This window comes from Klebsiella sp. RHBSTW-00484 (assembly GCF_013705725.1).
Taxonomy (GTDB): domain Bacteria; phylum Pseudomonadota; class Gammaproteobacteria; order Enterobacterales; family Enterobacteriaceae; genus Klebsiella.
In genome coordinates, this window is record NZ_CP055481.1 from 2,275,777 (window position 1) to 2,300,354 (window position 24,578).

Annotated in this window: 26 protein-coding genes; 12 read left to right on the forward strand and 14 right to left on the reverse strand. The window is 53.0% G+C overall.

What is annotated here, in order from left to right:
* The first annotated feature begins 252 nt into the window (after positions 1–252).
* From HV213_RS10780 to HV213_RS10800, 5 genes are all read left to right on the forward strand, one after another.
* The gene (locus HV213_RS10780) at positions 253–1,677 is read left to right on the forward strand and encodes a sugar porter family MFS transporter (RefSeq protein WP_181485693.1); all 1,425 of its coding nucleotides are present in this window, start codon (positions 253–255) and stop codon (positions 1,675–1,677) included.
* A 21-nt stretch (positions 1,678–1,698) separates the two neighbouring features.
* Positions 1,699–2,709, forward strand: coding sequence for a Gfo/Idh/MocA family protein (locus HV213_RS10785; protein ID WP_181485694.1), 1,011 nt, complete (start codon positions 1,699–1,701; stop codon positions 2,707–2,709).
* A gap of 24 nt (positions 2,710–2,733) precedes the next feature.
* Positions 2,734–3,183: a PTS sugar transporter subunit IIA gene (locus tag HV213_RS10790; protein ID WP_181485695.1), complete on the forward strand. Its 450-nt coding sequence runs from the start codon at positions 2,734–2,736 to the stop codon at positions 3,181–3,183.
* The gene (locus tag HV213_RS10795) at positions 3,180–4,121 is read left to right on the forward strand and encodes a sugar phosphate isomerase/epimerase family protein (protein ID WP_181485696.1); all 942 of its coding nucleotides are present in this window, start codon (positions 3,180–3,182) and stop codon (positions 4,119–4,121) included. The genes HV213_RS10790 and HV213_RS10795 overlap by 4 nt, the downstream gene beginning before the upstream one ends.
* Before the next feature lie 123 nt (positions 4,122–4,244).
* Positions 4,245–5,249 (forward strand): LacI family DNA-binding transcriptional regulator, encoded by a 1,005-nt coding sequence (locus HV213_RS10800; RefSeq protein WP_181485697.1) that lies wholly within the window; start codon positions 4,245–4,247, stop codon positions 5,247–5,249.
* Here the strand turns inward: HV213_RS10800 and HV213_RS10805 are convergent.
* Complete coding sequence (locus HV213_RS10805; protein WP_181485698.1) at positions 5,246–5,635, reverse strand: tautomerase family protein; 390 nt, start codon at positions 5,633–5,635, stop codon at positions 5,246–5,248. The two genes, HV213_RS10800 and HV213_RS10805, sit on opposite strands and share 4 nt — an antisense overlap.
* Before the next feature lie 114 nt (positions 5,636–5,749).
* On the opposite strand from HV213_RS10805, the gene HV213_RS10810 reads away from it, so the two are divergent.
* On the forward strand, positions 5,750–6,667 hold the full coding sequence (locus tag HV213_RS10810) for a LysR family transcriptional regulator (protein ID WP_181485699.1): 918 nt from the start codon (positions 5,750–5,752) through the stop codon (positions 6,665–6,667).
* Here the strand turns inward: HV213_RS10810 and HV213_RS10815 are convergent.
* Positions 6,660–7,403: a lipoyl protein ligase domain-containing protein gene (locus tag HV213_RS10815; RefSeq protein ID WP_181485700.1), complete on the reverse strand. Its 744-nt coding sequence runs from the start codon at positions 7,401–7,403 to the stop codon at positions 6,660–6,662. The two genes, HV213_RS10810 and HV213_RS10815, sit on opposite strands and share 8 nt — an antisense overlap.
* A 16-nt stretch (positions 7,404–7,419) precedes the next feature.
* Complete coding sequence (gene shiA, locus HV213_RS10820; protein WP_181485701.1) at positions 7,420–8,745, reverse strand: shikimate transporter; 1,326 nt, start codon at positions 8,743–8,745, stop codon at positions 7,420–7,422.
* Between the two features lie 301 nt (positions 8,746–9,046).
* On the opposite strand from shiA, the gene HV213_RS10825 reads away from it, so the two are divergent.
* The 4 genes from HV213_RS10825 to HV213_RS10840 all read left to right on the forward strand — a co-directional run bounded on the left by HV213_RS10825 (position 9,047) and on the right by HV213_RS10840 (position 12,367).
* Positions 9,047–9,544, forward strand: a complete 498-nt coding sequence (locus tag HV213_RS10825) for a putative pterin-binding protein (RefSeq protein WP_110275423.1) — start codon at positions 9,047–9,049, stop codon at positions 9,542–9,544.
* Positions 9,545–9,554: 10 nt separating this feature from the next.
* Positions 9,555–11,480 carry a putative bifunctional diguanylate cyclase/phosphodiesterase gene (locus tag HV213_RS10830; protein WP_181485702.1) on the forward strand — a complete coding sequence of 642 codons (1,926 nt, stop codon included), beginning with the start codon at positions 9,555–9,557 and terminating at the stop codon, positions 11,478–11,480.
* 207 nt (positions 11,481–11,687) lie between these two features.
* The gene (locus HV213_RS10835; protein ID WP_181485703.1) at positions 11,688–12,020 is read left to right on the forward strand and encodes a TehB family protein; all 333 of its coding nucleotides are present in this window, start codon (positions 11,688–11,690) and stop codon (positions 12,018–12,020) included.
* A gap of 8 nt (positions 12,021–12,028) precedes the next feature.
* Entirely contained in the window at positions 12,029–12,367 is a 339-nt protein-coding gene (locus HV213_RS10840; RefSeq protein ID WP_181486382.1) for a DUF1869 domain-containing protein, read from the forward strand.
* A 142-nt stretch (positions 12,368–12,509) separates the two neighbouring features.
* Here the strand turns inward: HV213_RS10840 and HV213_RS10845 are convergent, their stop codons facing one another.
* The 10 genes from HV213_RS10845 to HV213_RS10890 all read right to left on the reverse strand — a co-directional run bounded on the left by HV213_RS10845 (position 12,510) and on the right by HV213_RS10890 (position 21,738).
* The gene (locus tag HV213_RS10845) at positions 12,510–12,968 is read right to left on the reverse strand and encodes a hypothetical protein (RefSeq protein WP_181485704.1); all 459 of its coding nucleotides are present in this window, start codon (positions 12,966–12,968) and stop codon (positions 12,510–12,512) included.
* Between the two features lie 136 nt (positions 12,969–13,104).
* Positions 13,105–14,574, reverse strand: coding sequence for an EAL domain-containing protein (locus tag HV213_RS10850; RefSeq protein ID WP_181485705.1), 1,470 nt, complete (start codon positions 14,572–14,574; stop codon positions 13,105–13,107).
* A gap of 28 nt (positions 14,575–14,602) precedes the next feature.
* Complete coding sequence (locus HV213_RS10855) at positions 14,603–15,508, reverse strand: fimbrial protein (protein WP_181485706.1); 906 nt, start codon at positions 15,506–15,508, stop codon at positions 14,603–14,605.
* 17 nt (positions 15,509–15,525) lie between these two features.
* Positions 15,526–16,029 carry a type 1 fimbrial minor subunit FimG gene (locus HV213_RS10860; RefSeq protein WP_181485707.1) on the reverse strand — a complete coding sequence of 168 codons (504 nt, stop codon included), beginning with the start codon at positions 16,027–16,029 and terminating at the stop codon, positions 15,526–15,528.
* A 12-nt stretch (positions 16,030–16,041) separates the two neighbouring features.
* Entirely contained in the window at positions 16,042–16,569 is a 528-nt protein-coding gene (locus HV213_RS10865) for a type 1 fimbrial adaptor subunit FimF (RefSeq protein WP_181486383.1), read from the reverse strand.
* Between the two features lie 13 nt (positions 16,570–16,582).
* Positions 16,583–19,210: a fimbrial biogenesis usher protein gene (locus HV213_RS10870; protein ID WP_181485708.1), complete on the reverse strand. Its 2,628-nt coding sequence runs from the start codon at positions 19,208–19,210 to the stop codon at positions 16,583–16,585.
* 75 nt (positions 19,211–19,285) lie between these two features.
* Entirely contained in the window at positions 19,286–19,975 is a 690-nt protein-coding gene (locus HV213_RS10875) for a fimbria/pilus periplasmic chaperone (protein WP_442788164.1), read from the reverse strand.
* Between the two features lie 67 nt (positions 19,976–20,042).
* Entirely contained in the window at positions 20,043–20,582 is a 540-nt protein-coding gene (locus HV213_RS10880; RefSeq protein ID WP_181485710.1) for a type 1 fimbrial minor subunit FimI, read from the reverse strand.
* Positions 20,583–20,654: 72 nt separating this feature from the next.
* Positions 20,655–21,197, reverse strand: coding sequence for a type 1 fimbrial major subunit FimA (gene fimA / locus HV213_RS10885; protein WP_110275408.1), 543 nt, complete (start codon positions 21,195–21,197; stop codon positions 20,655–20,657).
* A 40-nt stretch (positions 21,198–21,237) separates the two neighbouring features.
* Positions 21,238–21,738: a helix-turn-helix transcriptional regulator gene (locus HV213_RS10890; RefSeq protein ID WP_181485780.1), complete on the reverse strand. Its 501-nt coding sequence runs from the start codon at positions 21,736–21,738 to the stop codon at positions 21,238–21,240.
* A 784-nt stretch (positions 21,739–22,522) separates the two neighbouring features.
* Between HV213_RS10890 and HV213_RS10895 the strand changes: the two genes are divergently transcribed.
* Positions 22,523–23,113, forward strand: coding sequence for a winged helix-turn-helix domain-containing protein (locus HV213_RS10895; RefSeq protein WP_181485711.1), 591 nt, complete (start codon positions 22,523–22,525; stop codon positions 23,111–23,113).
* A 64-nt stretch (positions 23,114–23,177) separates the two neighbouring features.
* Here the strand turns inward: HV213_RS10895 and cadR are convergent, their stop codons facing one another.
* Positions 23,178–23,585, reverse strand: a complete 408-nt coding sequence (cadR, locus tag HV213_RS10900) for a Cd(II)/Pb(II)-responsive transcriptional regulator (protein WP_004364961.1) — start codon at positions 23,583–23,585, stop codon at positions 23,178–23,180.
* A 95-nt stretch (positions 23,586–23,680) separates the two neighbouring features.
* On the opposite strand from cadR, the gene HV213_RS10905 reads away from it, so the two are divergent.
* On the forward strand, positions 23,681–24,577 hold the full coding sequence (locus HV213_RS10905) for a cation efflux transmembrane domain-containing protein (protein WP_004364974.1): 897 nt from the start codon (positions 23,681–23,683) through the stop codon (positions 24,575–24,577).
* Position 24,578: the final 1 nt, after the last annotated feature.

Consider the following 24,578-nt stretch of genomic DNA (forward strand, 5'->3'; position numbering starts at 1 on the left):
ATTGCGATCGAGAAAATCGTCCATTTGATGAGCAAAAAGTTGACGCCCTTAACGAAATGAAAATTCCAAAATAAATTGATATGGATTTTTTAATTCGTAAGCGTATAACAAGTTGTTAAATTATGCACCCGGGTGCAAAAAGGTGTGCAACTGATTTCCGATGCCAGAACTCGCTGTCTCTGCATTGGAAATGTGATCTTTTTATTCATAAAAACAAAACGATAGAACGCTCATCCCTGACAGGACAACAAAATGACCGATCATGTGATAACTGAAAGTCGTAAAACAGATAATGATAAGAAAATCAGATTAATAACCCTCGTCTCCACCATCGGCGGTTTGTGCTTTGGCTATGACACCGGGGTCATTTCCGGCGCACTGATTTTTATGAAAAACGACCTTGGCCTCAGCCCGTTGCAGGAAGGGCTGGTGACATCGTTCTTATTATTCGGCGCTGCAATCGGCTCCGTTGGTGGCGGCTGGCTGTCGGACCGGCAGGGCAGGCGGAAAAATATCCTTTGGGTGGCGATTATCTTTATCTTCGGCGCGCTCGGTACCGCCGTAGCGTGGGATATGTCGTCGATGATTATCGCCCGCTTTATCCTTGGCCTGGCGGTGGGCTGCGCGTCGGTGACGGTACCGATTTATATCTCCGAACTGGCGAGGCCCTCGCAGCGCGAACGGCTGGTCACGGTCAACGAGCTGATGATCGTCACCGGGCAGTTTCTCGCCTATTCGGTCAACGCCGCCATCGTCAATTTCTATCCCGATATGTCACACAACTGGCGCTTGATGCTGGCAATCCCGGCGCTGCCCGGCGCGCTGCTGTGGATCGGCATGCTGGTGATGCCGGAGTCTCCACGTTTCTTTGTGCGTAAGGGGCAAATCGACAAAGCGGTTGCGGTGTTGAAAACGATTCGCCGCCCGGAAGAAGTGGAGCAGGAGATCCGCGATATTCAGCAGGTGAGCCACGCTGGCGCTATCCATGGTCGGTTTATCGACGAGCTGAAAAAGAAATGGGTGCTACAGCTGATTTTAATTGGCCTGATGATTGTGCTGGCGACGCGGGTCACCGGGGTTAATACCATTATGTACTACGCCCCGACGGTGCTGAAATCCACCGGTCTCGGCGATGCGGCGGCGGTGACCGGCGCGGTGGCCAACGGCGTGGTTTCTATCCTCGCGACTCTATTAGGGATGCTGCTGATTGGCAGACACTCGCGGCGGAAAATGTTCTTCACCGGGCAGATAGGCGTCACGTTAAGCCTGGTGCTGATCGGCCTCTCTTTCAAACTCTTCTTCCATATGGAAACCGTTGATGGTGTAAGCGGCCTGCAGGCCAACTTTGCCGGCGCCAGCTACATCATTCTTGCCCTGATGCTGGTGTTCCTGACCTTTATGCAGGGGTGGATTGCCCCGGTGTTCTGGCTAATGCTCGCGGAAATTTACCCGCTGCGGATGCGCGGCCTGGGAATGGGCTTTGCGGTATTCGGGCTATGGATTTTTGACTTCATCATCCAGTCCGTGTTCCCGATTTTACTTAACAACTATGGCGGTGGAATGACCTTCGGTTTCTTCGCCGGTACCAACGTCATTATGTTGATTCTGCTGGTGAAATATCTTCCGGAAACCCGCGGATTAACCCTTGAGCAAATTGAACAAAAATTCAGATTCTGATTCAGAAATGTGGAGGAACATATGACAGTCAATATCGGTTTAATTGGTTTGGGCATGATTGGGCGCGACCATTTACAGCGTTTCCAGTCAGTTATTCAGAACGCCAGAGTCAGCGCTGTTTGCGATATTAATCACAACGTGACCGACTCCATTGCTCGTGAATATGGCGCGCAGGCTTATTACGATGCGGTGGAGATGATTCAATCAGACGACGTAGATGCCGTCTTTATTTGCTCAATCGGCCCGGTTCACAAAGAGCAAATATTGGCAGCGATTAAAGCGGGCAAGCCGGTATTTTGCGAAAAACCGCTGACCCCAACCGCTGATGAAGCGAGGGCGATTATTGATGCTGAAGTAGCGTGCGGCAAACGCATGTTGCAATTGGGGTTTATGCGTCGCTTCGACCCCGGGTACAACCAGCTTAAAGCCACTTTGGACGGTGGCGAACTAGGCGAAATTTTGTTGATTCATTGCGCCCACCGCAACGCCTCGGTCCCGGAAAACTACACCCTGGAAATGGCGATTAACGATTCCGCGACCCACGAAATAGACATTATTCGCTATCTGCTCGACGAAAATATCGTGTCGGTGCGCGTCGACAAACCCCGTAAGAAGACCCGCAGAGCCTGTGCGCACCTGCAGGATCCGCTGATCGTGATTTTTGAAACCGAATCCGGCGTGCGCATCGATGATGAACTGTTTGTGAACTGTGATTACGGCTACGACATCCGTTGTGAAGTGATCGGTGAAAACGCCATCAGCGCGCTGACCGAGCAGGCGCTCACCACCACTCGTTCAACGAAAGGCTACAGCCGGGCGATCCCGCAGACCTGCATGGAACGTTTCGCCACCGCCTACGATCGTGAAGTGCAGAACTTTGTTGATCGCGTTAATGAAGGCAGTGAAATGACCGGGCCATCTTCGTGGGATGGGTTTGTCGTGGCGATGGTGTGCGATGCCGGGCTGGCTTCGCTGAAGGATGGCGAGAAGCATGCTGTCTCTCTGCCGGAATGCCCGGCGCTGTATCGCTAACCCTTTAACGCACGGGAGAGGCGCATGTTAACCCTCAAACAAGAAGATATTTTTATTGGCTGCCGGGCGAATTCAAAGAAGAAGGCGCTGCACATTGCTGCGGATTCCCTGCAGGCTAGCGGCTACGTCAGCGACGGTTTTTTTGAATCGATGGTAGATCGCGAAAAGGCGCTCTCGACCTGGCTCGGGGCGGGCGTGGCGATGCCTCATTGCAGCAAAGAGGGCATTGATTTGGTGCGGCAAACTGGCTTCCAGCTGTTTCAGTTTCCGGATGGCGTGGGCTGGGGGGAAGGCAGAGTGGCTTTCCTGGTGGTCGCCGTGGCGGCAAAAAATAATGAACACATTGATGTTATCGCGGATCTGGCAGACCTGCTTGATGACGAAGTGAAAACGACGCTGCTCGCCAGCGCCGACAGCAAAGACGCGTTTATGCAGATCCTCGAAGGTCACTCATTTAAGAAGGATAGAATATGAAACTGGCACTCTGTACTGATGTTCTCGCCGACCTGGCTTTCCCTGAAATGCTCGACCGCGTGAAGCAGTATGGCATTAACGGCGTGGAGATGACCGCAGGCGGCTGGTCGCCTTGCCCGCATGTGAAAACCGAAGAGCTGCTGGCTTCCCCAGCGAAGCTCGCTGCGTTTTGCGGGGAACTGGAAAAACGCGGCATGGAAATCGTTGCCCTGAACTGTTCGGGTAATCCGCTGGCACCCGGCGCGCTGGGCGAAAAGCATACCGCCAGCAGCTACCGCACAGTTGAGCTGGCGGCGAAGCTCGGCGTGAAAAAAATCGTCATGATGAGCGGTCTGCCCGGCGGCGGCCCGGACGACAAAATCCCTAACTGGATAACCTCAACGGTTTCCTGGCCCGACTATATGCCAGGGGTGATTGATTACCAGTGGAACGAGGTGGCGATACCGTGGTGGCAGGCTTTTGCCCGCCATGCGGCTGAACACGGGATCGAACAGATTGCCCTCGAAGAGTTCCCCAGCCAGCTGGTGTACAACCCGAGCACGTTGCTGCGCCTGCGCGATGCGGTGGGTGACATCATCGGCATGAACCTCGACCCGTCGCACCTGATTGCCATGGGGGCTGAGCCCATTGCCGCTGCCCGGAAGCTGGAAGGAGTGATTTATCACGTTCACGGTAAAGATGCGCGTATTGAGCGCGGGCTGGCGGACGTTGACGGTCTACTGGAGTATCAACCGGTGACTGAAACCAAAACCCGGACCTGGAACTACGTGGCGGTTGGCTGCGGACAGGATTTGAAGTGGTGGAAAGAGTTCTTCTCAGTGCTGCGCATGACCGGTTACAACGGTTATGTATCACTGGAGATGGAGGACCTGACGATGAGCGTTGAAGCGGGGCTACGGACGTCGATTGATGCTCTTAACGCAACCTTAAGTCAGTGATAACGGGCCGCGTTCTTCCACCGGGGGGCGGGAGAACGCGGTACGTTTTTTGTTGAGCGGATTCTATCTTGCTGTATTTTACGTTCTATTGGATGTTAATCATCAGGAACGTTAAAACCGAGAATGAGCGCCTCTAAACGACAAAAAGCGACCGCCAGCGATGTTGCGTTACTGGCGGGCGTCTCAAAGTGGACCGTTTCCCGGGCGTTTACCCCCGGGGCATCTATCCAGGCGAAAACACGAGAAGATGTCATGAAGGCCGCCAATACCCTGGGGTATCGGCCTAATTTGCTGGCGCGCAGCCTGACGCAAAAGCAAACCCACATCATCGGCGTGGCGGTAGACGAACTGCGCAATCCCAATATGGTGCTGTTGCTCAATGAAGTGACTCGCCAGCTACAAAATCGCGGCTATATGGCATTGGTAATTAACGTCGCCGATCAGGAAAGCAACCGCACGGCGATGGCGCTGGCTTACCAGCTCCAGGTCGACGGCATTCTGTTTATGGCAACGGTACTGACGCCGGAGCTTATTGCGATCGCCACTGAAATTCACCGGGTACCGCTGGTGCAGATTGGTCGTAATACCGAGAATCCGGAAATCCAGGTGGTGAATATCGACGGCTGGCTTGCTGGCAAGCAGATCGCTGAACTGCTGCTGGGGCAGGGGTATCGTACATTTGGTTATATGAAAGGGCCTGACACCCCGTCGCATCATTTACTGCGAATGGAAGGGTATCAGGTGGCGCTGGAGAAGGGCGGTTGTCAGCTTGATACGTTGCTGGTTGCCGGGCAGTATCTGCGCACCCGGGGATATGCTGCGATGAGCGACTATCTTGACGCTACGCCTGAAGCCGAGCGAGTCGATGCTCTGTTCTGCGAAAACGATATTCTGGCCATTGGCGCGCTGCAGGCGCTGCGCGAGCGCGATTTAACCATGAGTATTGTCGGTTTCGATAATATCGACGAAGCGGCAGCGCCGGAGTGGCAGCTGACCACTTACGATCAACGGCGCGAGCGGCTGGTTGAAGAGGCACTGAATCGACTGATCGACGCAACTGAAGGCTTGCCAGCGGCGTGGCGCACCGGGGAACTGATCGTGCGCCAGTCTCATCGCCACCAGGGCTAAAGCTCGCCGGTCATATACTGTGCGACGCCGCGGCCAAAACTCCAGTCGCCTTTGTGGTTGCTTATCACCGAGATCATCAGGTCATCGCCGCTCAGCCCGCAGTGCTCCTGCAATTGAGCTTGCAGAGTGGCATAGAAAAGCTGCTTCTGCTGTTCGCTGCGCGGGCTGGTATAAACTCTCACCACGACCACCTCTTTGCTGCGCGTTAGTTCCAGTCCGGTATCTTCAATCACCATATGGTGAGCTTTGTTTTCGTGAACAATCTGGTAACGGTCGCGCTCAGGCACGTTGAATGCCTGCACCACGGCGCGGTGAGCCGCATCCAGCAGGGTTTTGATCTCGCTTTCACTACGGCCTTCAATAATATCAAACGTCAGTAACGGCATGGCAGGTGGTCCTTATTGTTGGATTAACGAGCGATGAATGTGATGCTAACCCATGCTGATGCGGGCAAAAACCGCTATATTTGAACTCATTGTTTTCCTACATGAACAATCGGCATGAACGAGATCCGCCCGGAAATTTACTGGACTCACCTGTACTGGCTAACGGTACTGGAGGAGCAAAAAAGCTACACCCGCGCGGCTGAAAAGCTGGCGGTGAGTAAGTCTGCCATCAGCCAGAAGATCAGCGAACTGGAGCGGGTGACCGGCAAGGCGCTGGTGCACCGAACCACTCGCAGCGTCACGTTAAGCGAAGATGGGTTGCGGCTGGTGGCGGAGCTTAACGAGCCTTTTGGGCAGATCCGCGAGATCTTCACCGGCACCTGCGATGATGAAGGCGGGCCACTGCGCGGAACGCTGCGGCTAACCGCACCGGTGGCCTTTTCGCGCCAGCAGCTGGTCCCGGCTATCACGCCCTTTTTGCACCAGCATCCACAGCTTCATCTTCAACTGGAAGTCACCGACCGGCTGGTGTCGCTGGCTAGCGAAGGATTCGATCTTGCCATTCGCCACTGCCGTCGCGAACTGTTGCCACAGACCCATGTGGCCTGGCCACTCTGTCGGACGGCAACCCTGGTTGTTGCCTCGGCGGATTATATTCGCCGCTTTGGTCGCCCCGACTCGCCAGACGCGCTGCGTCAGCATCACTGCCTGACCTATCCGCGTGGGCCGCAAAGTCCGCACTGGACCTTCGAATGCGGCAATGAACGAGTCAGCGTGAAAGTGCAGGGGCCGTTTTCGACCAACAACAGTGAATCCCTACGCGATGCGGTGCTGGCTGGGCTGGGAATTGCATTACTGCCGGATTTTAGCGCCAGAGAGGCGATTGGCCGTGGGTTGGTACAGGAACTGTTGCCGGGCTGGCAGCCGGTGGATGTGTTTGCGGAAAATCTTTACGTCATTCGCCCCTACACGCCGCGGGTATCGCGGGCGGTAGAGACCTTTAGCCGCTATCTGAAGACCACTTTTAGCTGATGTTTTGCAGCACTTGCACCAGCGCCTCGCGAAAGCGGGGGAGTAAATCAGCTTCTTCAGGGATAAGCTCCGCCAGGGCCACGGTTTTATCGGTGCGGTAGATTCGACCGCTGCCCAGATGCGCTTCAAAGGCATTCGCCGCCTGATGCGCTGCATGGAGATCGGCGTCCAGCAATATCACCGCGTGGGCGAGGACCACATGGCCTTTGCCCCCAGCCATTGGTCGCCAATACTGAGCCGTACCGGCGATTTTACGCACCTGCTCGCCTTCACCGCAGGCCAGATTGTAGCGACCATCGCAAAACGAACCGCTCACCGCCTGGAAATGGCTGGCGATGTTAAAAGTTGCCAGCGTGCGCTGAAGCAGGCCGCAGAGGAATAGATAAATCGGCTCTGCCGCGTCGCCCAGCGGTTGGTAAACCGGCCAGGCGAGGCTGAGATTGATAATCCCCGGCCCCTGCGGCACCAGCCCGCCGCCGGAGCGGCGTAGCCAGACTGGCCAACCCTGGCGGGCAAACTGCTCACTTACCGCCGCCAGTTCCGTGAACTTTCGGTAGCTTCCGGGGACCACAAACCCCTGCGGAGCCTGCCATAGCTGGGCGACGGCTTCACCGTTAATAGCCCGATCAAACAGCGGCTGCTCCGCCAGCGTCGGGTCGGAGCAATATTGAATCGGCAGAAACTGGTGATTAAAACGCGTCGGCCAGCATGCCTCGCCGCGAGAGTCTTGAGTCATTTTGTCTCCTTAAAGACTATTCTGCGTGGCGACTGGGCTTCATCAACATCGCCGTCAGGGCGGAGAGCAGGCAGCCTGCGGTCAAATAGATAGCGACGCTGTGCCATGAACCACCTGAGAAGGTAACCAGCGCGGCGGCGATAAACGGTGTAAAGCCGCCGCCAACCACGCTGGCGACCTGATATCCCACCCCGGCCCCGCTATAGCGGTAGCTGGCGCCAAACATCTCGGTAAACATCGGCTGCTGGACGCAAACCACCATATCGTGGGCGATGTTCGCCAGCATCAGCGCGAAGAACAGGACCCAGAAATAGGACTGGCTTTCGAGCGCCATAAAAAATGGGAAACCGCTAAGCGTACCGATCAGCGCCCCGGTGATGTACACCCGACGTCGCCCGAAGCGATCCGCCAGCCATGCGAAGCAGGGAATGGTCAGGCAGCTGATGGCACCGACTAACAGGCCGATATTAAGGAACAGTTCGCGAGGCAGGCCGAGATTCTGCGTGGAGTAGTTCAGTGCGAAGGCGGTGACGATGTACATCGTCAGCAGTTCGCACAGGCGCAGACCGATGATCATTAAAAAAGCGCCCGGATGGCGGAGCAGAGCTTCTACCACCGGCAGACGCTTTTTCTTCGGTTGGCTCTGCTGATCACGCTGCTGCTGTTCGAATTCAGCCGATTCTGCCATGCCGTTACGGATCCACAGTGCCGCCAGCACCAGCACCACGCTAAACAAGAACGGCAGACGCCAGCCCCAGCTCAGGAACTGTTCATCAGTAGTGCAAGAGCTTATCAGCGAGACCAGGCCGGTAGAGAGCAGCAGGCCGACGCCGTAGCCCACCTGCACGCCGCTGCTGTAGAACGCTTTTTTATTTTTTGGCGCACTTTCTACCGCCAGCAGCGCCGCGCCGCCCCATTCACCGCCTACCGCAAAACCCTGCACGGCACGCAGTAGAACCAGCAGAGCTGGTGCCCACCAGCCAATCTGATTGAACGAAGGCAGCAGGCCGATGCAGGCGGTCGCGATCCCCATCATCCAGACGGTCATCATCAGCATACGCTTGCGCCCAAGGCGATCGCCGAAGTGGCCGAAGATAATTCCGCCGAGCGGGCGGAAGAGGAAGCCTACGCCGAAAGTGGCGAAGGCGGCCAGGGTGCCCATCGCCGGGCTTACCTGCGGAAAGAACTCCCGGTTAAAAACCAGCGCGGCGGTAATGCCATAGAGGAGAAAATCGTACCAGTCGACCACGGCCCCGGCGAAGCTGCCCCAGGCCGCCCTGCGGGCGCGATTGAGTGAGGTTGCCTCCTTGCCGGGGCGATTAGAAATGAGCGTTGAGTCCATACCTGTCCTGTCTGTTGCTGAATTTATAATTTTTGGAATGAGACGCTTTCCTGATTAGCGTTCTATTGAGACTACCGCGCTGATGGAAAAGAGAAAAGATTTTTACCTGGGCTTTGTCCTGAAAGGCATATAGCGTCTGGACAGAGGAAAGGACAACGGTCTTCCTGGCCGCTCAGAATGTGAGCTTCAGAGTTGGCTTATTGTCTTTAATTTATTTTTTAGTCTCGATGGGGACATCTTTTAAGAATTCACGCAAATGGTTTACAATTAACATGTCTCCAATTTCGGAATGGTGAGTTAAATGCGTTTATTTTTTGCAGCTTTATTTTGTGTCATGGTTTTGCCTTCCGCTTTTGCAGAAAAACTGCCGATGCCTGTGGGGAAACCCGTTTTAACTATTTCCGGACTGATTGGGAATACGAATGAAGGCGATACGGCCGTTTTTGATGTCGCAGCATTAGAAAAACTGGGCATGGAAACGACAGTGACCACGACACCATGGTATTCCGGGAAAGTCCGCTTTGACGGGGTTTCCCTTAGTAAACTCATGGATTTAGTCGGTGCTAAAGGAAAGTCCGCCAGGGTGCTGGCGCTAAATGATTATACCACCATCGTTCCGCTTGATGATTTTCAAAAATTCCCTGTTATTTTGGCTTTAAAAATGAATGGCGAATATATGCGCATTCGCGATAAAGGGCCTTTATTTATTGTTTACCCCTATGACAGCAGCCCGGAATTGCAGAATCAAATCTATTATTCCCGTTCAGCATGGCAGGTTTCGAAGATTATAATTGAGTAAGGGTTTGATCTTGAATCGAATACTCACTGCCATTATTTTGTCGCTTTTCATTGTTACCGGATACATTACCTATCTGGTACATGAGCGACAAAGTGAGCTGCAAAAATTAACGCGTTACACCGATTCGTGGTCAGTCTCACAAATAGTCTCCGAGTACATGCGCCTTGAAGCGCGGCTGAGTGCTATGGGGATGGGCGTTGAGGGGAGCGATCACGATGAGGTGCGCCTGCGTCTGGAAATTATGATGAGCCAGATTGCGCTGCTACAGCAGGGCGATCTGGGAAAGTTTATTGGTAAAGATGCGCAGCGTAAGGCGACGGTTGCCCGCCTGGTACGTATCCTGAATCAGTTGGATAAGCAACTGGATACCATGACGACTGCGCAGTTAAAACCGCTACTGCGCGAAATGAGCACGCTGGACGGACCTATGACTTCAATAGCGTCAACCTCGCTTGCTCAGGACATCAATATTGTTAATCTGACCCACGATAAAATACAGAACCTGTATTATATCTATTCGGCCATTTCTATCCTGTTGATTACCCTCTGTATCACGTTGGGTCTGCTGATGCTGCGGCAAAATAATACGCTGCGCCGTGCTCATGTGCGGATGAAATTACTGGCCAACGATCTGCAGACATCAAAAGAGAAACTGCAGGTGCAGAACCGTCGGCTGCAGTACGACGCCTATCATGATTCGCTGACCGGTATGCCCAACCGACTCTCTTTCTGGCAACGGCTGCAGGAGATAGTTAACCAGGTCCGCCCCTATAACGGCTCGGCGGTGGTGATGCTGTTCGATCTCGACAATTTTAAGGATGTGAATGATACCCAGGGCCACGATGCCGGGGATAAGCTACTGCAGGATTTAGCCAGCCGTCTCTCCTTTTTTCGCAAAACGTCAGAGACGCTGTATCGGTTGGGGGGCGATGAGTTTGCGCTTGTTTCGCACGATTTAAGCGAGGAGATGGCGCTGGAGCGGGCGAATGTCATTCGCGAAAAAATCAGTCAGCCGTATCAGATTTATGATTCGTTGATCCATATCGGCGCTTGCATCGGGATTGTTATTTCTGATGGCGAGAGCCGTACCGATTATTTATACAAGTGTGCCGATCTGGCGCTGTACGAAGCGAAAAAAGAGGGGGCCGGCAAAGTACAGATATTCCGTCCCGATATGCTTGAGCGTTTGCAGGAGAATAAATCCTTTGAAGACGATCTGCTGCAGGCGCTGGATAAAGGTGAGTTCAGGGTTTACTACCAGCCTATTGCCGATACTATTAACGGTGAAATCTACGGTTATGAAGCGCTGGTCCGTTGGTTTCATCCGCTGCGCGGTAGCGTACCTCCGAGCGAATTTATCCCGGTTGCCGAGAAAATCGGCCTGATTAACCCGCTGGGCGAGTGGGTCCTCAGAACCGCCTGCCGGGAGGCCGCCAGCTGGTCATCGCCGCTCAAGGTGTCGGTTAACGTTTCGCCCATTCAGCTTATTAACAGTCCGCTGACCGATACCGTCATTTCGATACTGAAAAGTACCGGGCTCGATCCGCACCGCCTCGATCTGGAGATTACCGAGTCGGATGTATTTAACGAAAACACCCGTTCCTTAGAGATCCTCAGCCAACTGCGCGAACTGGGCGTTCAAATTTCTATTGATGATTTTGGTACCGGGTATTCATCGCTATCGCGCTTGAGTTATTTCCCTTTTGATAAGATAAAAATCGATCGTTCATTTGTGATTAATATTCCGGGTCAGAAAGATGATCTCGATATCGTCCGCTTGATCATCAGCATGGGTAAAAGCTTGCATATGCGCATCGTTGCCGAAGGTGTTGAAACAGAAGAGCAGCTGAAGTCGTTGCAGAAATTAGGATGCGATCTGGTGCAGGGGTATTTGATCGGTAAGCCTGGGCCGCTTAATCTCGCAGATAATAAATAACACGTTTTCTTTTATACGGACGATTTTAGTCTATCTGAAATCTTCCGTATTTATATTTTGGTTTACGTAATCCCTAATGGGTATAAATAGAGGTAGGAAAAACTATCGGCAAAAAATAATACCCTCAGTGATTAAAAGGGGTATATGATATGCAACATATTTTCCCATTTCCGACCGTATTTATGGTGCGTAAAGAGAGGCAGAATCATGCAGCGAATCATTATCCCGACCCACTATGTCCAGACCCGCAGTACGCCGCTGTGGACCAAAGAGACAGCTCCGGCATCAATCTGGAAACGACATCTTGATGCCGGGACCCGGCAGGGCGTCTATCCGCGTCTGTCGGTCATGAGAGGGGCGATACGCTATCTGGGATTTGCTGATGAGACCAGCCCTGATCCTGTTGAAACGTTAACTATTGCCGAAGGTGAATTTGGCGTTTTTCCTCCGGAGAAATGGCACTGCATTGAAGCATTAACTGAAGATACCGTTTTTAATGTCGATTTTTATGTCGATCCTAAAATTCTGATTGAGGGCTAAGGAAGATGATGAACAGTGAAAATCTGGGTTACTCGTTAGCGGTGATTAACGGCAACAATAAAGATAAAAAAGAGAAAGTCTATCTTAAGCCGATGGCCCTTTATGTCCCTGATATCGCCGTACAGGCCGTATCTGAGCTTATTTCTACTCTGTCCGCGGATAATGCCGGAGGAAAAGGGTTTATATTGACGGTCACCAACAATAATAATGGTGTATCGGTAGACAATGAATTCGCTACCCTGTCTGAGTTGCAGGATCCGACCATCGCCGCAGATGCGGTTAAAGACCTGATCAACATCGTGCGCGGCTACGAGTCTGATGAAGAGACCAACGTCTGCGGCTGGTAGTGGGTTTGTTAAAGCAGAACCGTCAGCTGCCGTCGATGGTCAGCTGACGATGAACTGCCTGTGGCGTACGACGGCGAATCCAACTGATGATCAGGCAAGTCCAAAGTTTTTTCTGACAGCACCACTGCTATTGGAAAGATAACTAGTCCGCCAGTATAAACTGGATTTCGATTTGATTATCTTTGGCTGAAGGTCCATTCCAGAAGTGATAAACCTCCCGACTTTCATTGGTCAGCATAATTTTTCCCGCAACAATATCTTTCAGCAGCGGCGCATATCCTTGGGTGAACAGCGAACGTAAAGGGCCAGTGTAACAAGAGGAGACACAAGAAACTTTATTCAGTTTTTTAACCGACACCGCGCCGGCAGCCTGAGCTCGCTCATCAACGATTAAGCAAAAATCAATTTTATATTTTGTTTTACCATTTTTAGGCAAGTTGTAAGAGATGAAAATCCATTTATTATCTACTTTAATATTCTGTTTTTTTAATTCTGATTCTATTGTTTTTTGTGCATCGATAGAACATTTGGCGATTTCGGGAATACACAACATATTGCTGACGTAAGCAACATACAGTTCATCTTGAACCTTAATTTGCATTTTTAACTCCTGAAAAAGATATGAGTGCTTTCTCATGGTTCTGGCTTCAGGAGTACTTTATCAAAAGCGAAGGGTAGTTCAATTAAATTTTTAAAATATATTTTAATTAACTGAAGTTGTATTTTTATTGGAAATGCTAAGAATGAATAGCATGCTTTACCTGAACGTTAGGTGCATCGTCGAACCGACCTTCCATACCATGCGAAAGCTGCAAAATCAGCTCAGCCACGTTATCTTTTTCCACCGGCGGCGAGAGGTAATATCCCTGAAAGCGATCGATTCCCAGCGCTTGCAATCGGTTGAATTTTTCCTGGCTGTCTACGCCTTCGGCAATGCAGCGGCTACCGGTGAGCTGGCAATAATAGACCAGGCTTTGAATCAGGGCGAGGGCGTGCAGGTCGCACTGCATATCGTTCACAATACTCATATCCAGCTTATATGCGTCGAATATGACCGTGCGCACCGGAAACATCACGCTGGTTTGTGAAAAGCAGTCATCTAGTACGATGCGAAAACCGCGTTTGCGCAGCCGGGCGATATTTTCAGCTATTTTTCCATGATGATTCGGATCTATGGTTTCGGCAAATTCCAGCACCAGTCGGTCAGACATTCGGGGATGACGTAGCTGCTGGCGCGCCGTTTCCATCATTCGGATCAGGTTTTCATTGTTGGCGATAGCGGCGGGAATATTCACCGAGAAATAACACTCGCCAGGATGCTGATTAATATTCTGTACCGCCTCCTGGAGCACAAATGCGGTCAGTACCAGCCAGGCGTACTCAGAATGTACCTGCGGCAAAAAATCGCCAGCCAGCAGTACGTCGCCATTTCGACGCCAGCGGGAAAGGATCTCTATTCCCCGAACCTGCAGATGCTCATCGGTGATGGGCTGGAAAACCGGGAAAATTTGCCGACTGTAAATAGCATGCACAAACTCGCGCTCAAAAGTGGACAGCGCGTTGAGGGCCTTATTTGTCGTTCCTTTGAGCTGACCGCCGGGAAAACAAGCGGCCAGCTGAGGGTGGTGTTCCACCATCTTTTTCAGTCCTGCAGTTCTTTGGTTGTAGAGGGTTTTGTGGCTGATGCCGCGGCGTTTTGCCTGGACGATAGCGCTATATCCGCTGAATAAACCGAGAATGGCGTTGAGCTCCGGCCTGGTTAGCCCGCCGGGGCGTTTTCCGCGAACTTGTGCCTCTTCGTCTGATAATTGCTCAAGTAAAGGATAGCTTTCCAGAACGTGATCCTGAAGCAGTGCTGACAGGCAGGAAACGGGGAGATCGGAGGCGGCGGCGCGCACTTCAGAAAGCAGACGCCGGTCTGCAACCTGATGCAACAGCGTGTGCCACAGCCAGTTCGCCGGGCTGCGGCTGAGAAGCAGCATCGGCAGCGGCACGTTGGAGTGCTCCAGCAGGTCTGCGGCTTGTCGTAGTGTGCTAAGGAGCTTGCCTGGCGCGTCGGGCAAAAATACTACGATACGGTGAACGTGGGTGTTGACGGGTATCACCGGGGTATCCGAGGGCAGCACCACGGGCGACATCCCGCCTTCAATCATCATAGCGACTAGCCCCGCGGCGGCCAGCGAGCAGGGAGACAAGATATAATCCACCCCCGACTCGCTGCTCGGTATGCGCGAATTATTCGTAAACAAAAGTCACCCCGATAATTGACTGCACGTTGCCCGCCGTCACTTGTCCGCTGGTGCGCGCGTAGTTAGCGGTTAAGCCCAGGCTCACCGCCGAAGCACTCACGTTGCCTAAGGACACCGTACTGTTGGCAGGAACTGCGCTACCGTTACGCGTTAGCTGAACGCCAATCCCGAGGGCCGGAGAGGCCGATGCGGTATTCGTGAATATTGAGTTGCCAGCATCTTCCGTGGTCCCGGAGAGGTAATAGCCCAGATTCTGGCTTTGCGCGCAGTAAACCGTCAGCGGTATTGCCGCTGAAGCTGGATATTCCGGCAGCGTCACCGTCACGTCGCGAGCAGAAACGTCGCAGCCGCCAGTTGGAACCACCACATCGTTGTTAGCGTAAATGTTCCATACGAACTGAAAGTCATCGCTGTCCTTGTTGTTGGTCTGGCGCAGGATCAGCACGGCGATTAATGACCCGGCGGAAATCGCTACCCCGCCAGCAGTGCTGATGGGCGTCAGATAGAGCAGGGTAGGCCAGGGTTTATCGATACTTGAGTTGTATACCACCCGCGCGGTTTCGCTGGTGGTTGGAAACGGGTAGCTGGTACCGTTGTACCTGACGGTGCCGGAAAAGCTCGACAGTACGCCGCCGTAGGCGGAACCGCGTTGTAGTGTCACGTAGTCAGTTATCGTTTCCGGGAAGTCGTTATGACAAAAAATCTGCGTTGATAAGTCAACGACCAGGTTCTGCCCGACGCTGACCGCCGGGGCGAGGTTCACGTAAACGTTCGCCGTACCGCCGCCGATGGGGATCGTGGCTCCGCCAGCAGTTCTGCAGGCGAAGGACCAGGCGTTGAGCGACCAACCTGCCAACAGCAGCGTCATCAACAGGGTTATCATCTTTCTCATTAACATATTCTCCTGAATCAGGCGTAGGTGTAGGTGACGCTAATCACTGCCTGAATGGTTCCCTGGGTAGCTCCGCCGTTGACTGACAGTGCGCGAACCTGCAATGGGAAGCTGGCGGATTGGGTCGCATCATCCACCTGAACCCCTTTTGTCGCGCCGGTGTTCAGGGTGACGCCGCCGTCATCTTGCAGCTCGAGCTGGATATTTCCTGCGGTGCCCTGGTTTTTGTAGTATCCAGTAGCATCCGCTGTGCCGCTGAAGCTGGCGGTGACTCGTGAGGTGCCAACAGGGCAGTTACTCAGGTTGAGCGCCACGCTGTGCCAGGGCGAAGAGGAGCCAGCCGAGACCAGGCTAAAGGTGTAAAGATCGCCAAGATCGACGGTGGCGTTGACGGTGGACACCGTACAGGGTTTAGCCACCACTTTGCCGTTAACGGTAATGGTCACGTCGGCGGCCTGTAGCGTAGGGGAGGTCGCTGCCAGCATCGCGGCCAGAAGCCACCCGGTGTGGGTAAATTTCATCAGCGCCTCCGGTTACTGAAATTCGAGAGTGAATGTTGCGGTTGCATTTACGTGTCCGGCGGTCACCGGTACCTGAGTGGCCATCAGCCGGGCATAAAAGTTCAGTGTATTGGTCTGACCGGGGCTCAGCGTGGTCCATGGGATCGTGACTGACGTGGCGTTAAGCGGTAGCATCGTCTGCTGCGCATCAAGGATTTGCACGCCCATGCCCGCTGCGGCCGTCGCCCCGCCGTCGAGTTTTAGCAAGTCGGTATTGATGCTATCGGCAATACCAACAAAACCGATTTTCACCGCCGTGACCGAGCTGCCGCAGGGCGACAGTACGATGCGAAAGGGCACCAAAGGCGTGGTGGCCCCGACCGCATGGAACTGTTTTGCGGCGTTATCCAGCAGGTCGACGGTAAAATCTTTGGATTCGCCCGCGACGGCGCAGGCGTTATCGCGAACGTAACCGCTGATGGTGATGGTGCTGTCCGCCGCCGTGGCGTTGGCAACCACCAGCGACAGAACGGCGCACAGCAGATAAACGGATTTTCTCATCATCATGGTTTCCTTAGCGGCACTCGGCTGATAGCTGGCTCAGCATCTGGTTCTGGCTTTCCGGCGACAGGTTATAGTCGGCTTCGCAGCTGGCGTTCGGGCCTTCACCCCATTTCGCCTGCACTTTGCCGACCAGCGGCATCCCGCTCAGATAAACCTGGCCGTTATCGGCGACGATGCTGCTGCCCTGTTTGCTGTCCGAGGTGACCAGCGCGCCGAAGGGGACCGGTTTGCCGTTATAGATAAGCGACATCAGTAGCTTGAGCCCGACGTGAGCTTTAAATTCAGCGCGGACAATCGCCCCGTGGGTCGGGACCACGCTGGCCACCGCATCGTCCAGATCGACGTTATCGGCGAGGCTGTTGGTATTCAGCGCTACCCGGTTTTCCCGGTATTCGGTGGCGTAAGGCAGCACGGCGTAACCGCGCCAGTCGGTCTGAACTCCGGTCTGGTTTTCCACTTTCACATTGTCGGCACCAGGAGCCTTAATCAGCACCACGGTGTCGTTCATGGGTTGGCTCAGGGTGACGCCATCGGCGTGGGCCAGTACGCCGCCGCTCAGACCGTAATAAAGCTGCTTGATGCCGTCGCTGCGGCTATAGCCGATGTTGGCGTTGCCGTAGCCGCCGCGGTAGTTCAGCGCGGTGTAACCGGTCGCGCCGCTGTTGCCTTCGCCGCCGCCCGCGTAGCCGGTCTGCACGCTGTAGCTCAGGTTGTTATCTTCCAGCAGCGTGCCGTACAGGCCTGCGAGGCTGGTGGTTCGACCATTCAGATCGTTAGACATACTGTAGCTGGCGCTGGCGTGTCGCCAGGCGGATTTGCTGTCCGAGCGCATCCAGTGGCTGAACGGAATATTGACGTTGACCGCCAGCATCTGATCGCGCCCCTGCTGCCAGGCGTTTTTGGTCAGGCTGTAGCTCAGCGTCCAGTTAATATCGTCGACGGCGGCGTTCAGTCCGGCCTGTAGCTGCTGATCGGCCTTGCCGGTGCCCCAGTAGGTTTGATGGCTACCGCTCAGATAGAGGGTGGCGGTACGACCCAATTGCTGGGTGACGCTGAGCTGTACCTTGCCGCGCTTGTTGTAAGCGAGGTTGTAGTAGTCGGTGAACTTCGGCTTCACTTCAACCACACCATCCTGCGTTTCGACGTTGTAGCCGCTCATCCGGCTGTAAGTGGTGTCGGCGAAGCTGAAATAGCCGCGCGTGGAGTAGCGATACCCCACCAGCTGGATATTAGTGCCGGTATCCGTGAGCGATTTGTTATACAGAAAGCGTATCGACTGCCCCTGATGATCGCTGTCATCGGGCAGGGTGGCGTTGGCCTGGGTGATATCCAGCGACAGGGCGCCCAGTTCTCCCATGTTTTTCCCCACGCCGAGGTTAAAGGCGCGATAGCGGTCCGCCAGTTGGGTGCCGCCGTACAGCGTCCAGCCAGCCGGAAGCCCGTGAAGTAGGGTGCCCTGGAAGAATTTCGGTTTTTCCTGCTGGGTGCTGCCGCTGCGGTATTCACCGGTAGTGACGGCATAGCGGGTATGGCCTTCGCGCTGGAGCACCGGGACCGACGAGTAGGGGACACTGATGACCTGGCTGCTGCCGTCGGCCTCTTTGATGGTCACCTGCAGATCGCCGCCGCTACCTGCGGCATAGAGATCGTTAATAGTGAACGGACCAGGCGGTACCGTACTTTGGTAGATCTCATAGCCGTTCTGCTTCACCGAGACCTGGGCCGTGCCGCGGGCAATCCCGTGGATTACCGGGGCAAAGCCCTTCTGGCTATCCGGCAGCATGTTATCGTCGGACGCCAACTGCACGCCGCGGAAGTTAATGCCATCGAAGACATCACCGTTGGTATAGCTGTCGCCAAGCGTCAGGCGCGAGCGCAGCAGCGTGATGTCACGCTCCAGCCAGGTGTTGACGTGCTGCCATTTGTTTTCACTGATCGACGAACTACCGCTGCTGCTGTAGCTCCAGGTGGTGTTATCACGCAAGCGCCAGGCGCCCAGATTCAGGCCGCTTTGCAGGTTCAGGTAGGCGTAGTTGCTGCTGCCGCCCACGTCGTTGTGGACGTTGTTGCCGGTGAAGTTGTAGTTCAGCAACCCGGCGTTAATCCCGTGGTCCCAGAGCTCAGGCGGAATGTAGCCGCGGGCGCGGTTGCCCATAAATGCCTGGGGAACGGTTATCCAGAGCCGCTGCTGTCCGGCATCAAAGCGGGTAGTGGCATCTTTTATCATCTCGGTCAACGGCACGCAGGCGTCCGCTGCCAGTACGTCGATTCCGGCAATGGTCAATGTATTGACGCCCATGCTGGCAAGTTGCCCACGCGTCAGGCAGGGGGCCAGTTCGTGGCTTTTTTCGTCGACATTAAAGGTGACATCGCGGGTGGTCATATACCCGTCATTCAGATAGATATCTGCGCGATAGGTACCTGGCGGCAACTCCTGGCCTTTTTCAAAACTGGAAAGATCCGCTACGGCCGCGGGATCGTCCGCCAGAAAACGCGGGTTAAAATAGAGTTCCGCCTGTGCATAAAAGGCTGGTGAGGCGAGTAAAAAGGCAAGAGGGATCTGCGCGAATATGCGCGCAGATCCTGGAGCAATGCGCCGGGTATCCAAACAGTCGAGTCCATATTTCAGATGTGACATAGTCCCTCCGGTCCAAAGTCGCCCGGCAATCGGTATATTTTTAGTTCAGGGGGGAGAGCGCGGCTCCCCGTTCAGTTACTGCATAGCGCCTTTCATACGCGGAGTCAGGGCGCCGTAGTCGTTGATCGTCCGCCAGGTAATTTCGCTACCTGCATCGGAGGGTAACTGGACGGTGGTTTCGCCCATCGGCGGGACCAGCGCATTTTTCAGAATGCGGGTTCCGGCATTGAGCTCGGTAACCGTCTGAAAATAAGGCGTCGGATTAATCAGCGTGAGCGAGCCCGCGCTGCGACGAAACTTCAGCTTTTCCGGAGCCTGATCCGGCGGCAGCGCCAGCTTTGCCGGGCGATAATAGAGCTTGATGCGGCTGATAATCGCCAGCTGCAGGGTGTTGTCGCTGAGTTTCGATTTGTCCATCGACGGGATCGCTTTGACGTTCATCCAGAACAGGGTTTCCCGGTCCTGTGGCAGCTGGTTATTGGTGGCATCAAGGATGCGCAGGGTGTTCTCTTTTTTCCCCTGCATGGCAAACAGCGGCGGAGTGATAACAAAACGTCCGTCTTTCACGCCATCGGCATTTTCTACCCAGGACTGGATCAGATAGGTGTTCTCGTCGTTATTGGTCACTGCCAACTGAACTTGCTTCTGCCCGGACGGATAAATGACGCGAGTTGCACCCAGCGCGACCCCAGCTTGCGCCTGCGCGGCGAAACCAGTGGTGGCGATCAGTAAAAGTCCTGCCAGTAAACCGCGCATCCCGCGCATAGTACCCAGTGTATTTTTCATGCTTACCTCTTTCTTACTCACTGTTATTTCCTGTTACCGGTACTGATTACTGGTAGGTCAGGGAGAACCAGGCCTGAGCATTTGCTGCTCCTCCGGTGACCTGATTCCCGGTGGAACGATATTTGGCGACAAAATGCAGGGTAGTAGGACCCGTGTGCAGTTGTGTCCATGATGCTGGTGGCGCATTGAGTGGGATCAGATTGCCTGTTTTATCAAACAGGGCCACGCCAATGCCGGTGGCGATCCCCGGTCCTTCGCCCACCGAGAGCACGTCCGGGTTTTTACCGTCCGCGACGCCGTGAAATGCCACGCCAACGTGCTGGCTCACGGCGGTACTGCACTCCTGCAGGTGAATATCGAAGGGGACGGGATTGGTATCCTCGCCCGCAGAATGAAACCGATTGCTGCTGATTTGCCCCATCTTGACCGTCATCTGCCGATCGCCCGCTTCAACGCGGCATGACTCGGCAATGACAAGCCCCTGGAAACGCATGCCTCCACCGGGCAGCATGATGTCCCATTGGTTACCGGCCAGCGCCAGCGGTGGGAGCAAAAATATCAACAGACCTGACTTCATCCTTTGCATCGTTATCACCCCAGTCTTAATTCGGATAACGGGCCATCCTGGCCCGATGTGCTTCCCTGCCTGATGAAGAAATTACTCGTACTGCACTTTAAAGGTGGCGTCAGCGTTAGCAGTACCCGCTGTGGCTGCACCTGTTGCGAAGTAGCGAGCCTGGAACGGGATGACGTTGGTGCCATCGTTCAGAGTGGTTTGCGCGCCGAAGGTTGCGCCATCCAGCGCCAGTGGAACACCGGTACGGTCAAGGATCTGCACGCCGACGTTAGTCGCGCCGCCCGCAGCGGAGTTCTGCAGTGCCAGTACGGTTGGGTTGGTGCTGTCAATCGCTGTGCCGGTGAAAGCGATAGCCGCTTTTTCGGAAACGGTGGTGTCACAATCATTCAGCTGGATGTTAAAGCCGACTGCAGAGCTGGTGCTGCCCGCGGTAGCGAGACGTGCTGAACGAACCTGGCCTAACTGAACGGTCTGGTCGATAGAACCGGCATCAACTGCACAGGCTGCGTTAACCACTTCACCTTTAAAATGCACCGTACCGCCGTTCACCGTGGCATCCGCTGCCAGGGCCGCTGCAGAGCTCAGGGACAATGCTGAAATAACGATGAGTGCTAATTTGTTCATGGTAAATCTCCTGTTGATTAAATAATCCTGAAGCGGTGCTTCACTTAAAAAAACATTTGTTGTTAAAAAATAATTTTTGAAACGTAATCCTATTTCTGCAACCCAGTTTATTCATCAGGTTGCGGCGATGCGTATAAATAGTCTTAAGTTTCACGCCAAATTCTTCTGCTATTTCCTGGTTGCTTTCCCCTCTGCTTAACATACTTAATATCTGTTTTTCACGCAGACTCAGATGGAATTTAGTATGATAGTTTCCCGACATCTCTTTCTTTAAGAAGAAATTCAGGATGCTCTTGGTATTACTCTTTTTGTCTAATACTGTTATTTTTTCAAATAGCTCCGACTTATAAAAGGCTAAGTCGCTGGATGCAAAGGCAACAATGTTCTTATTCGAAAAATAAATCCACTCCGAGCCTGAAAGATCGTTGGAGTCCAGGTCTATAATCAAAAAGAAATTGTCAATAAACTCTACCCCAAGTAATTCAATAAGGCCCTGGGTAAAATATTTATCCTTAGATAAAATATTAGTTGATAGATTCATATCTGAACGCAATCTCATCCTTGGGTTGACCTTTAACTCATCGTTATTAAAACCATTCAGCGAATTAGGAGTAATCTACCATCGCATATCGTTATGAGACACGCAGTAGATAAGCTAAAGGACTTAGTAGCTATTAATCGCATAAACTGTAGGGTTATATGTTGCAAAATTGCCTGTCTGGCGGTTTAAAATCTCAAATTTCAATGTTCATAACGATTTTTATATAAATAAAATGATAGGATTTAGTTATCATTTTACATAAAACAATAGGCATACTCTTTATATTGGAATTTTCTTAGGGAATATTCTTTCCTGTTTTCCAGTGTTTCTTATCATTAGTATGCTAAAAGCATATTTTTGTTCTTTTATACTCACATAAAATATCTGCATATTCCGCTCCGGGCATCTAATCATGAAGAGGAAAATACTGCCGTTGATGCTATGTTTTTCCATGCAGTTAATTACATGGCGTTATTATTTTATGCTTATGTATTTGTCTCTTAATCTTTACCGCAGCATCAGGTTTCTTTATCTCTGCTTATCGCGGCGTGGCCATGTTGTCTTCAGTGGAAGGTGAGCTCCGATGAGTCAGGCTGCCCCCTTGTTTCGATGAGGACAATAATACCATTGAATTTTTCATTGGTTATATGTATTTTGTTTTTTCGATTTTTAGATGTTATAATCTAATTTATAAGAAAATTATAATGGAATTCAGCATAAGATGCTGTTTGTGCCAAATCTATGCGGATTGTGTGCGTCTGAGGATTATTTGAAAGGCTAGTATATGATCTACAAAATTCAAGGTACGATTCATTTCAGGAGTGATGACGGGCTGGTATGGCTCGATGATGACTCTAACGTCGCGCTAACAGCCACAACAAGTCGCCTGCTTAAATTCCTTTTAGACCATAGAGAGCGTGTGGTTTATCGGGATGAGATCCTTGAAAAAGTCTGGGATGCGCATGGGCTACGGACTTCCAGCCATAGTCTCAATAAGTATATTTCGGACCTGAGAGCCGTATTCAGGCATATGGGGTGTACTGAAGAGGTTATCGTTACCGTACCAAAAATTGGGTTCAGGGTATCTGAAAGCATTGCGATAGAGATAATTGACCGCCCAGAAAACGATGCCCGCAGTCTAAATGGCGTTGGAAGTCATATTGAAAGTGACGTTGAAGAGAGTCGTGAAAGCAAAGCCGGCAATCAACAAAATAGATCATCAAGCTCTGTTATCAAGAACGTCTCTTATGCCTGTCTTGCGCTGCTCACTTTAACGCTGCTGTTTGTGGGCTTCAAAAATGATTTCTTTCACCTGCATTTTTGGGCTGAGAAGGATGATATCTATTATTTAGGGGTAAGCGGATTAAATGGTTGATCTTACCTTTGCATGAGAGTGAGACAGACCGGCATCTCATCGGATTATCTGGTTGATGCTTCACCTACTGCTGGTGCATGTTTCCTTCGCTAATTCCAGCAAGAACCCCACACGCCTCAACTTCCCGGTCATCGTTGCAACTCGCTCTCAGTGAAACGAGTTGTTTCTCAAGCGCTTGCAGAGCGGTTATCTGCGACCGCACATGAGAGATGTGATCATCGAGCAAGGCGTTGACGGCGGTACAAGGCTGATGAGGGTCGTCCTGATAGCTCTGTAGTTCGTGAATCTCAGCCAGTGACAGGCCCAGGATTCTGCAGCGACGGATGAAGGCCAGCCCCTCACCATGCTTCTCGGTATAGACACGGTAACCGTTGTCCTGCCGATCAGGCGGCGGCAACAAGCCCTGCTGTTCATAGAAGCGGATCGTCTGTGTTTCGACCCCTACCAACTGCGCCAACTGACCAATGCGCATCAGCCTCCTCCCCAACGGATTCTTTACTCTATTGACCTTATAGTAGCTTTATAGTTTAAAATGGTACCACAACATTGTTCAAGTGGAGTCGTATCATGAGCAAATCCTGTGGTGGCGCCTGTGGCGGTGATGCAACGTCCGCAGCGGATACCGATATACAGGCCTCCTCCGAGGCGCCAGGGAGATGGGTCAGTGTTTATGCCGTGCCGAAGATGGACTGTCCATCAGAAGAACGAATGATTCGCCTAGCCCTGAACGGCTTTGAGGAGATTCGGGCGCTGTCCTTCGACTTGTCGAACCGCCGGCTGAAGGTCGTGCATGACGGCGAGGTCGAGCCCGTCACCTCGAAACTGAAGACCTTGGGGCTAGGCGCCTCGCTTCAGGAAACCGTCGCTGCAAATCCGGAGACCATCAAGGCCGCCGAGTTTTCGGCAGCTTCTGCTAAGCAAGAATCCGGGACCCTGCGCTGGTTGCTCGGCATCAATGCACTTCTGTTCGTGGTGGAAATGACTGCCGGTCTGATCGCCCGGTCCACCGGCCTGATTGGAGAATCCCTGGACAATTTTGCCGATGCGGCGGTGTACGGGCTTGCCCTTTATGCGGTTGGACATAGCGTGAAAATGCAGGTACGTGCCGCGCATCTTGCTGGTGTACTGCAACTGATCTTGGCTGTGGGCGTGCTCGTAGAGGTGGTGAGACGCTTTGTATTCGGTAGTGAGCCTGAATCGCTGGTGATGATGGCTATCGCATTCGTCGCATTGATTGCCAATACCAGTTGTCTGCTGCTCATATCCAAACATCGGGAAGGCGGGGCGCACATGAAGGCAAGCTGGATATTCTCGGCCAACGACGTGGTGATCAACCTGGGGGTCATCACCGCCGGCGCCCTGGTCGCGTGGACCGGTTCCAATTATCCGGATCTGATTATCGGCACCATCGCGGGGGGCATTGTACTTAACGGTGCCAGACGCATTTTGGCGTTGAAGGGTTAAA

Bases quoted from the DNA above. Each gene is read 5' to 3' on its own strand.
- fimA (WP_110275408.1), bottom strand. From the start codon at position 21,197: ATGAACAAATTAGCACTCATCGTTATTTCAGCATTGTCCCTGAGCTCT.
- cadR (WP_004364961.1), bottom strand. From the start codon at position 23,585: ATGCGCATTGGTCAGTTGGCGCAGTTGGTAGGGGTCGAAACACAGACG.
- HV213_RS10860 (WP_181485707.1), bottom strand. From the start codon at position 16,029: ATGAAATTTACCCACACCGGGTGGCTTCTGGCCGCGATGCTGGCAGCG.
- HV213_RS10835 (WP_181485703.1), top strand. From the start codon at position 11,688: ATGCAGCGAATCATTATCCCGACCCACTATGTCCAGACCCGCAGTACG.
- HV213_RS10865 (WP_181486383.1), bottom strand. From the start codon at position 16,569: ATGAGAAAATCCGTTTATCTGCTGTGCGCCGTTCTGTCGCTGGTGGTT.
- shiA (WP_181485701.1), bottom strand. From the start codon at position 8,745: ATGGACTCAACGCTCATTTCTAATCGCCCCGGCAAGGAGGCAACCTCA.
- HV213_RS10870 (WP_181485708.1), bottom strand. From the start codon at position 19,210: ATGTCACATCTGAAATATGGACTCGACTGTTTGGATACCCGGCGCATT.
- HV213_RS10895 (WP_181485711.1), top strand. From the start codon at position 22,523: ATGATCTACAAAATTCAAGGTACGATTCATTTCAGGAGTGATGACGGG.
- HV213_RS10795 (WP_181485696.1), top strand. From the start codon at position 3,180: ATGAAACTGGCACTCTGTACTGATGTTCTCGCCGACCTGGCTTTCCCT.
- HV213_RS10825 (WP_110275423.1), top strand. From the start codon at position 9,047: ATGCGTTTATTTTTTGCAGCTTTATTTTGTGTCATGGTTTTGCCTTCC.
- HV213_RS10800 (WP_181485697.1), top strand. From the start codon at position 4,245: ATGAGCGCCTCTAAACGACAAAAAGCGACCGCCAGCGATGTTGCGTTA.
- HV213_RS10790 (WP_181485695.1), top strand. From the start codon at position 2,734: ATGTTAACCCTCAAACAAGAAGATATTTTTATTGGCTGCCGGGCGAAT.
- HV213_RS10780 (WP_181485693.1), top strand. From the start codon at position 253: ATGACCGATCATGTGATAACTGAAAGTCGTAAAACAGATAATGATAAG.
- HV213_RS10890 (WP_181485780.1), bottom strand. From the start codon at position 21,738: ATGAATCTATCAACTAATATTTTATCTAAGGATAAATATTTTACCCAG.
- HV213_RS10855 (WP_181485706.1), bottom strand. From the start codon at position 15,508: ATGAGAAAGATGATAACCCTGTTGATGACGCTGCTGTTGGCAGGTTGG.
- HV213_RS10845 (WP_181485704.1), bottom strand. From the start codon at position 12,968: ATGCAAATTAAGGTTCAAGATGAACTGTATGTTGCTTACGTCAGCAAT.
- HV213_RS10905 (WP_004364974.1), top strand. From the start codon at position 23,681: ATGAGCAAATCCTGTGGTGGCGCCTGTGGCGGTGATGCAACGTCCGCA.
- HV213_RS10805 (WP_181485698.1), bottom strand. From the start codon at position 5,635: ATGCCGTTACTGACGTTTGATATTATTGAAGGCCGTAGTGAAAGCGAG.
- HV213_RS10785 (WP_181485694.1), top strand. From the start codon at position 1,699: ATGACAGTCAATATCGGTTTAATTGGTTTGGGCATGATTGGGCGCGAC.
- HV213_RS10810 (WP_181485699.1), top strand. From the start codon at position 5,750: ATGAACGAGATCCGCCCGGAAATTTACTGGACTCACCTGTACTGGCTA.
- HV213_RS10840 (WP_181486382.1), top strand. From the start codon at position 12,029: ATGAACAGTGAAAATCTGGGTTACTCGTTAGCGGTGATTAACGGCAAC.
- HV213_RS10815 (WP_181485700.1), bottom strand. From the start codon at position 7,403: ATGACTCAAGACTCTCGCGGCGAGGCATGCTGGCCGACGCGTTTTAAT.
- HV213_RS10880 (WP_181485710.1), bottom strand. From the start codon at position 20,582: ATGCAAAGGATGAAGTCAGGTCTGTTGATATTTTTGCTCCCACCGCTG.
- HV213_RS10875 (WP_442788164.1), bottom strand. From the start codon at position 19,975: ATGCGCGGGATGCGCGGTTTACTGGCAGGACTTTTACTGATCGCCACC.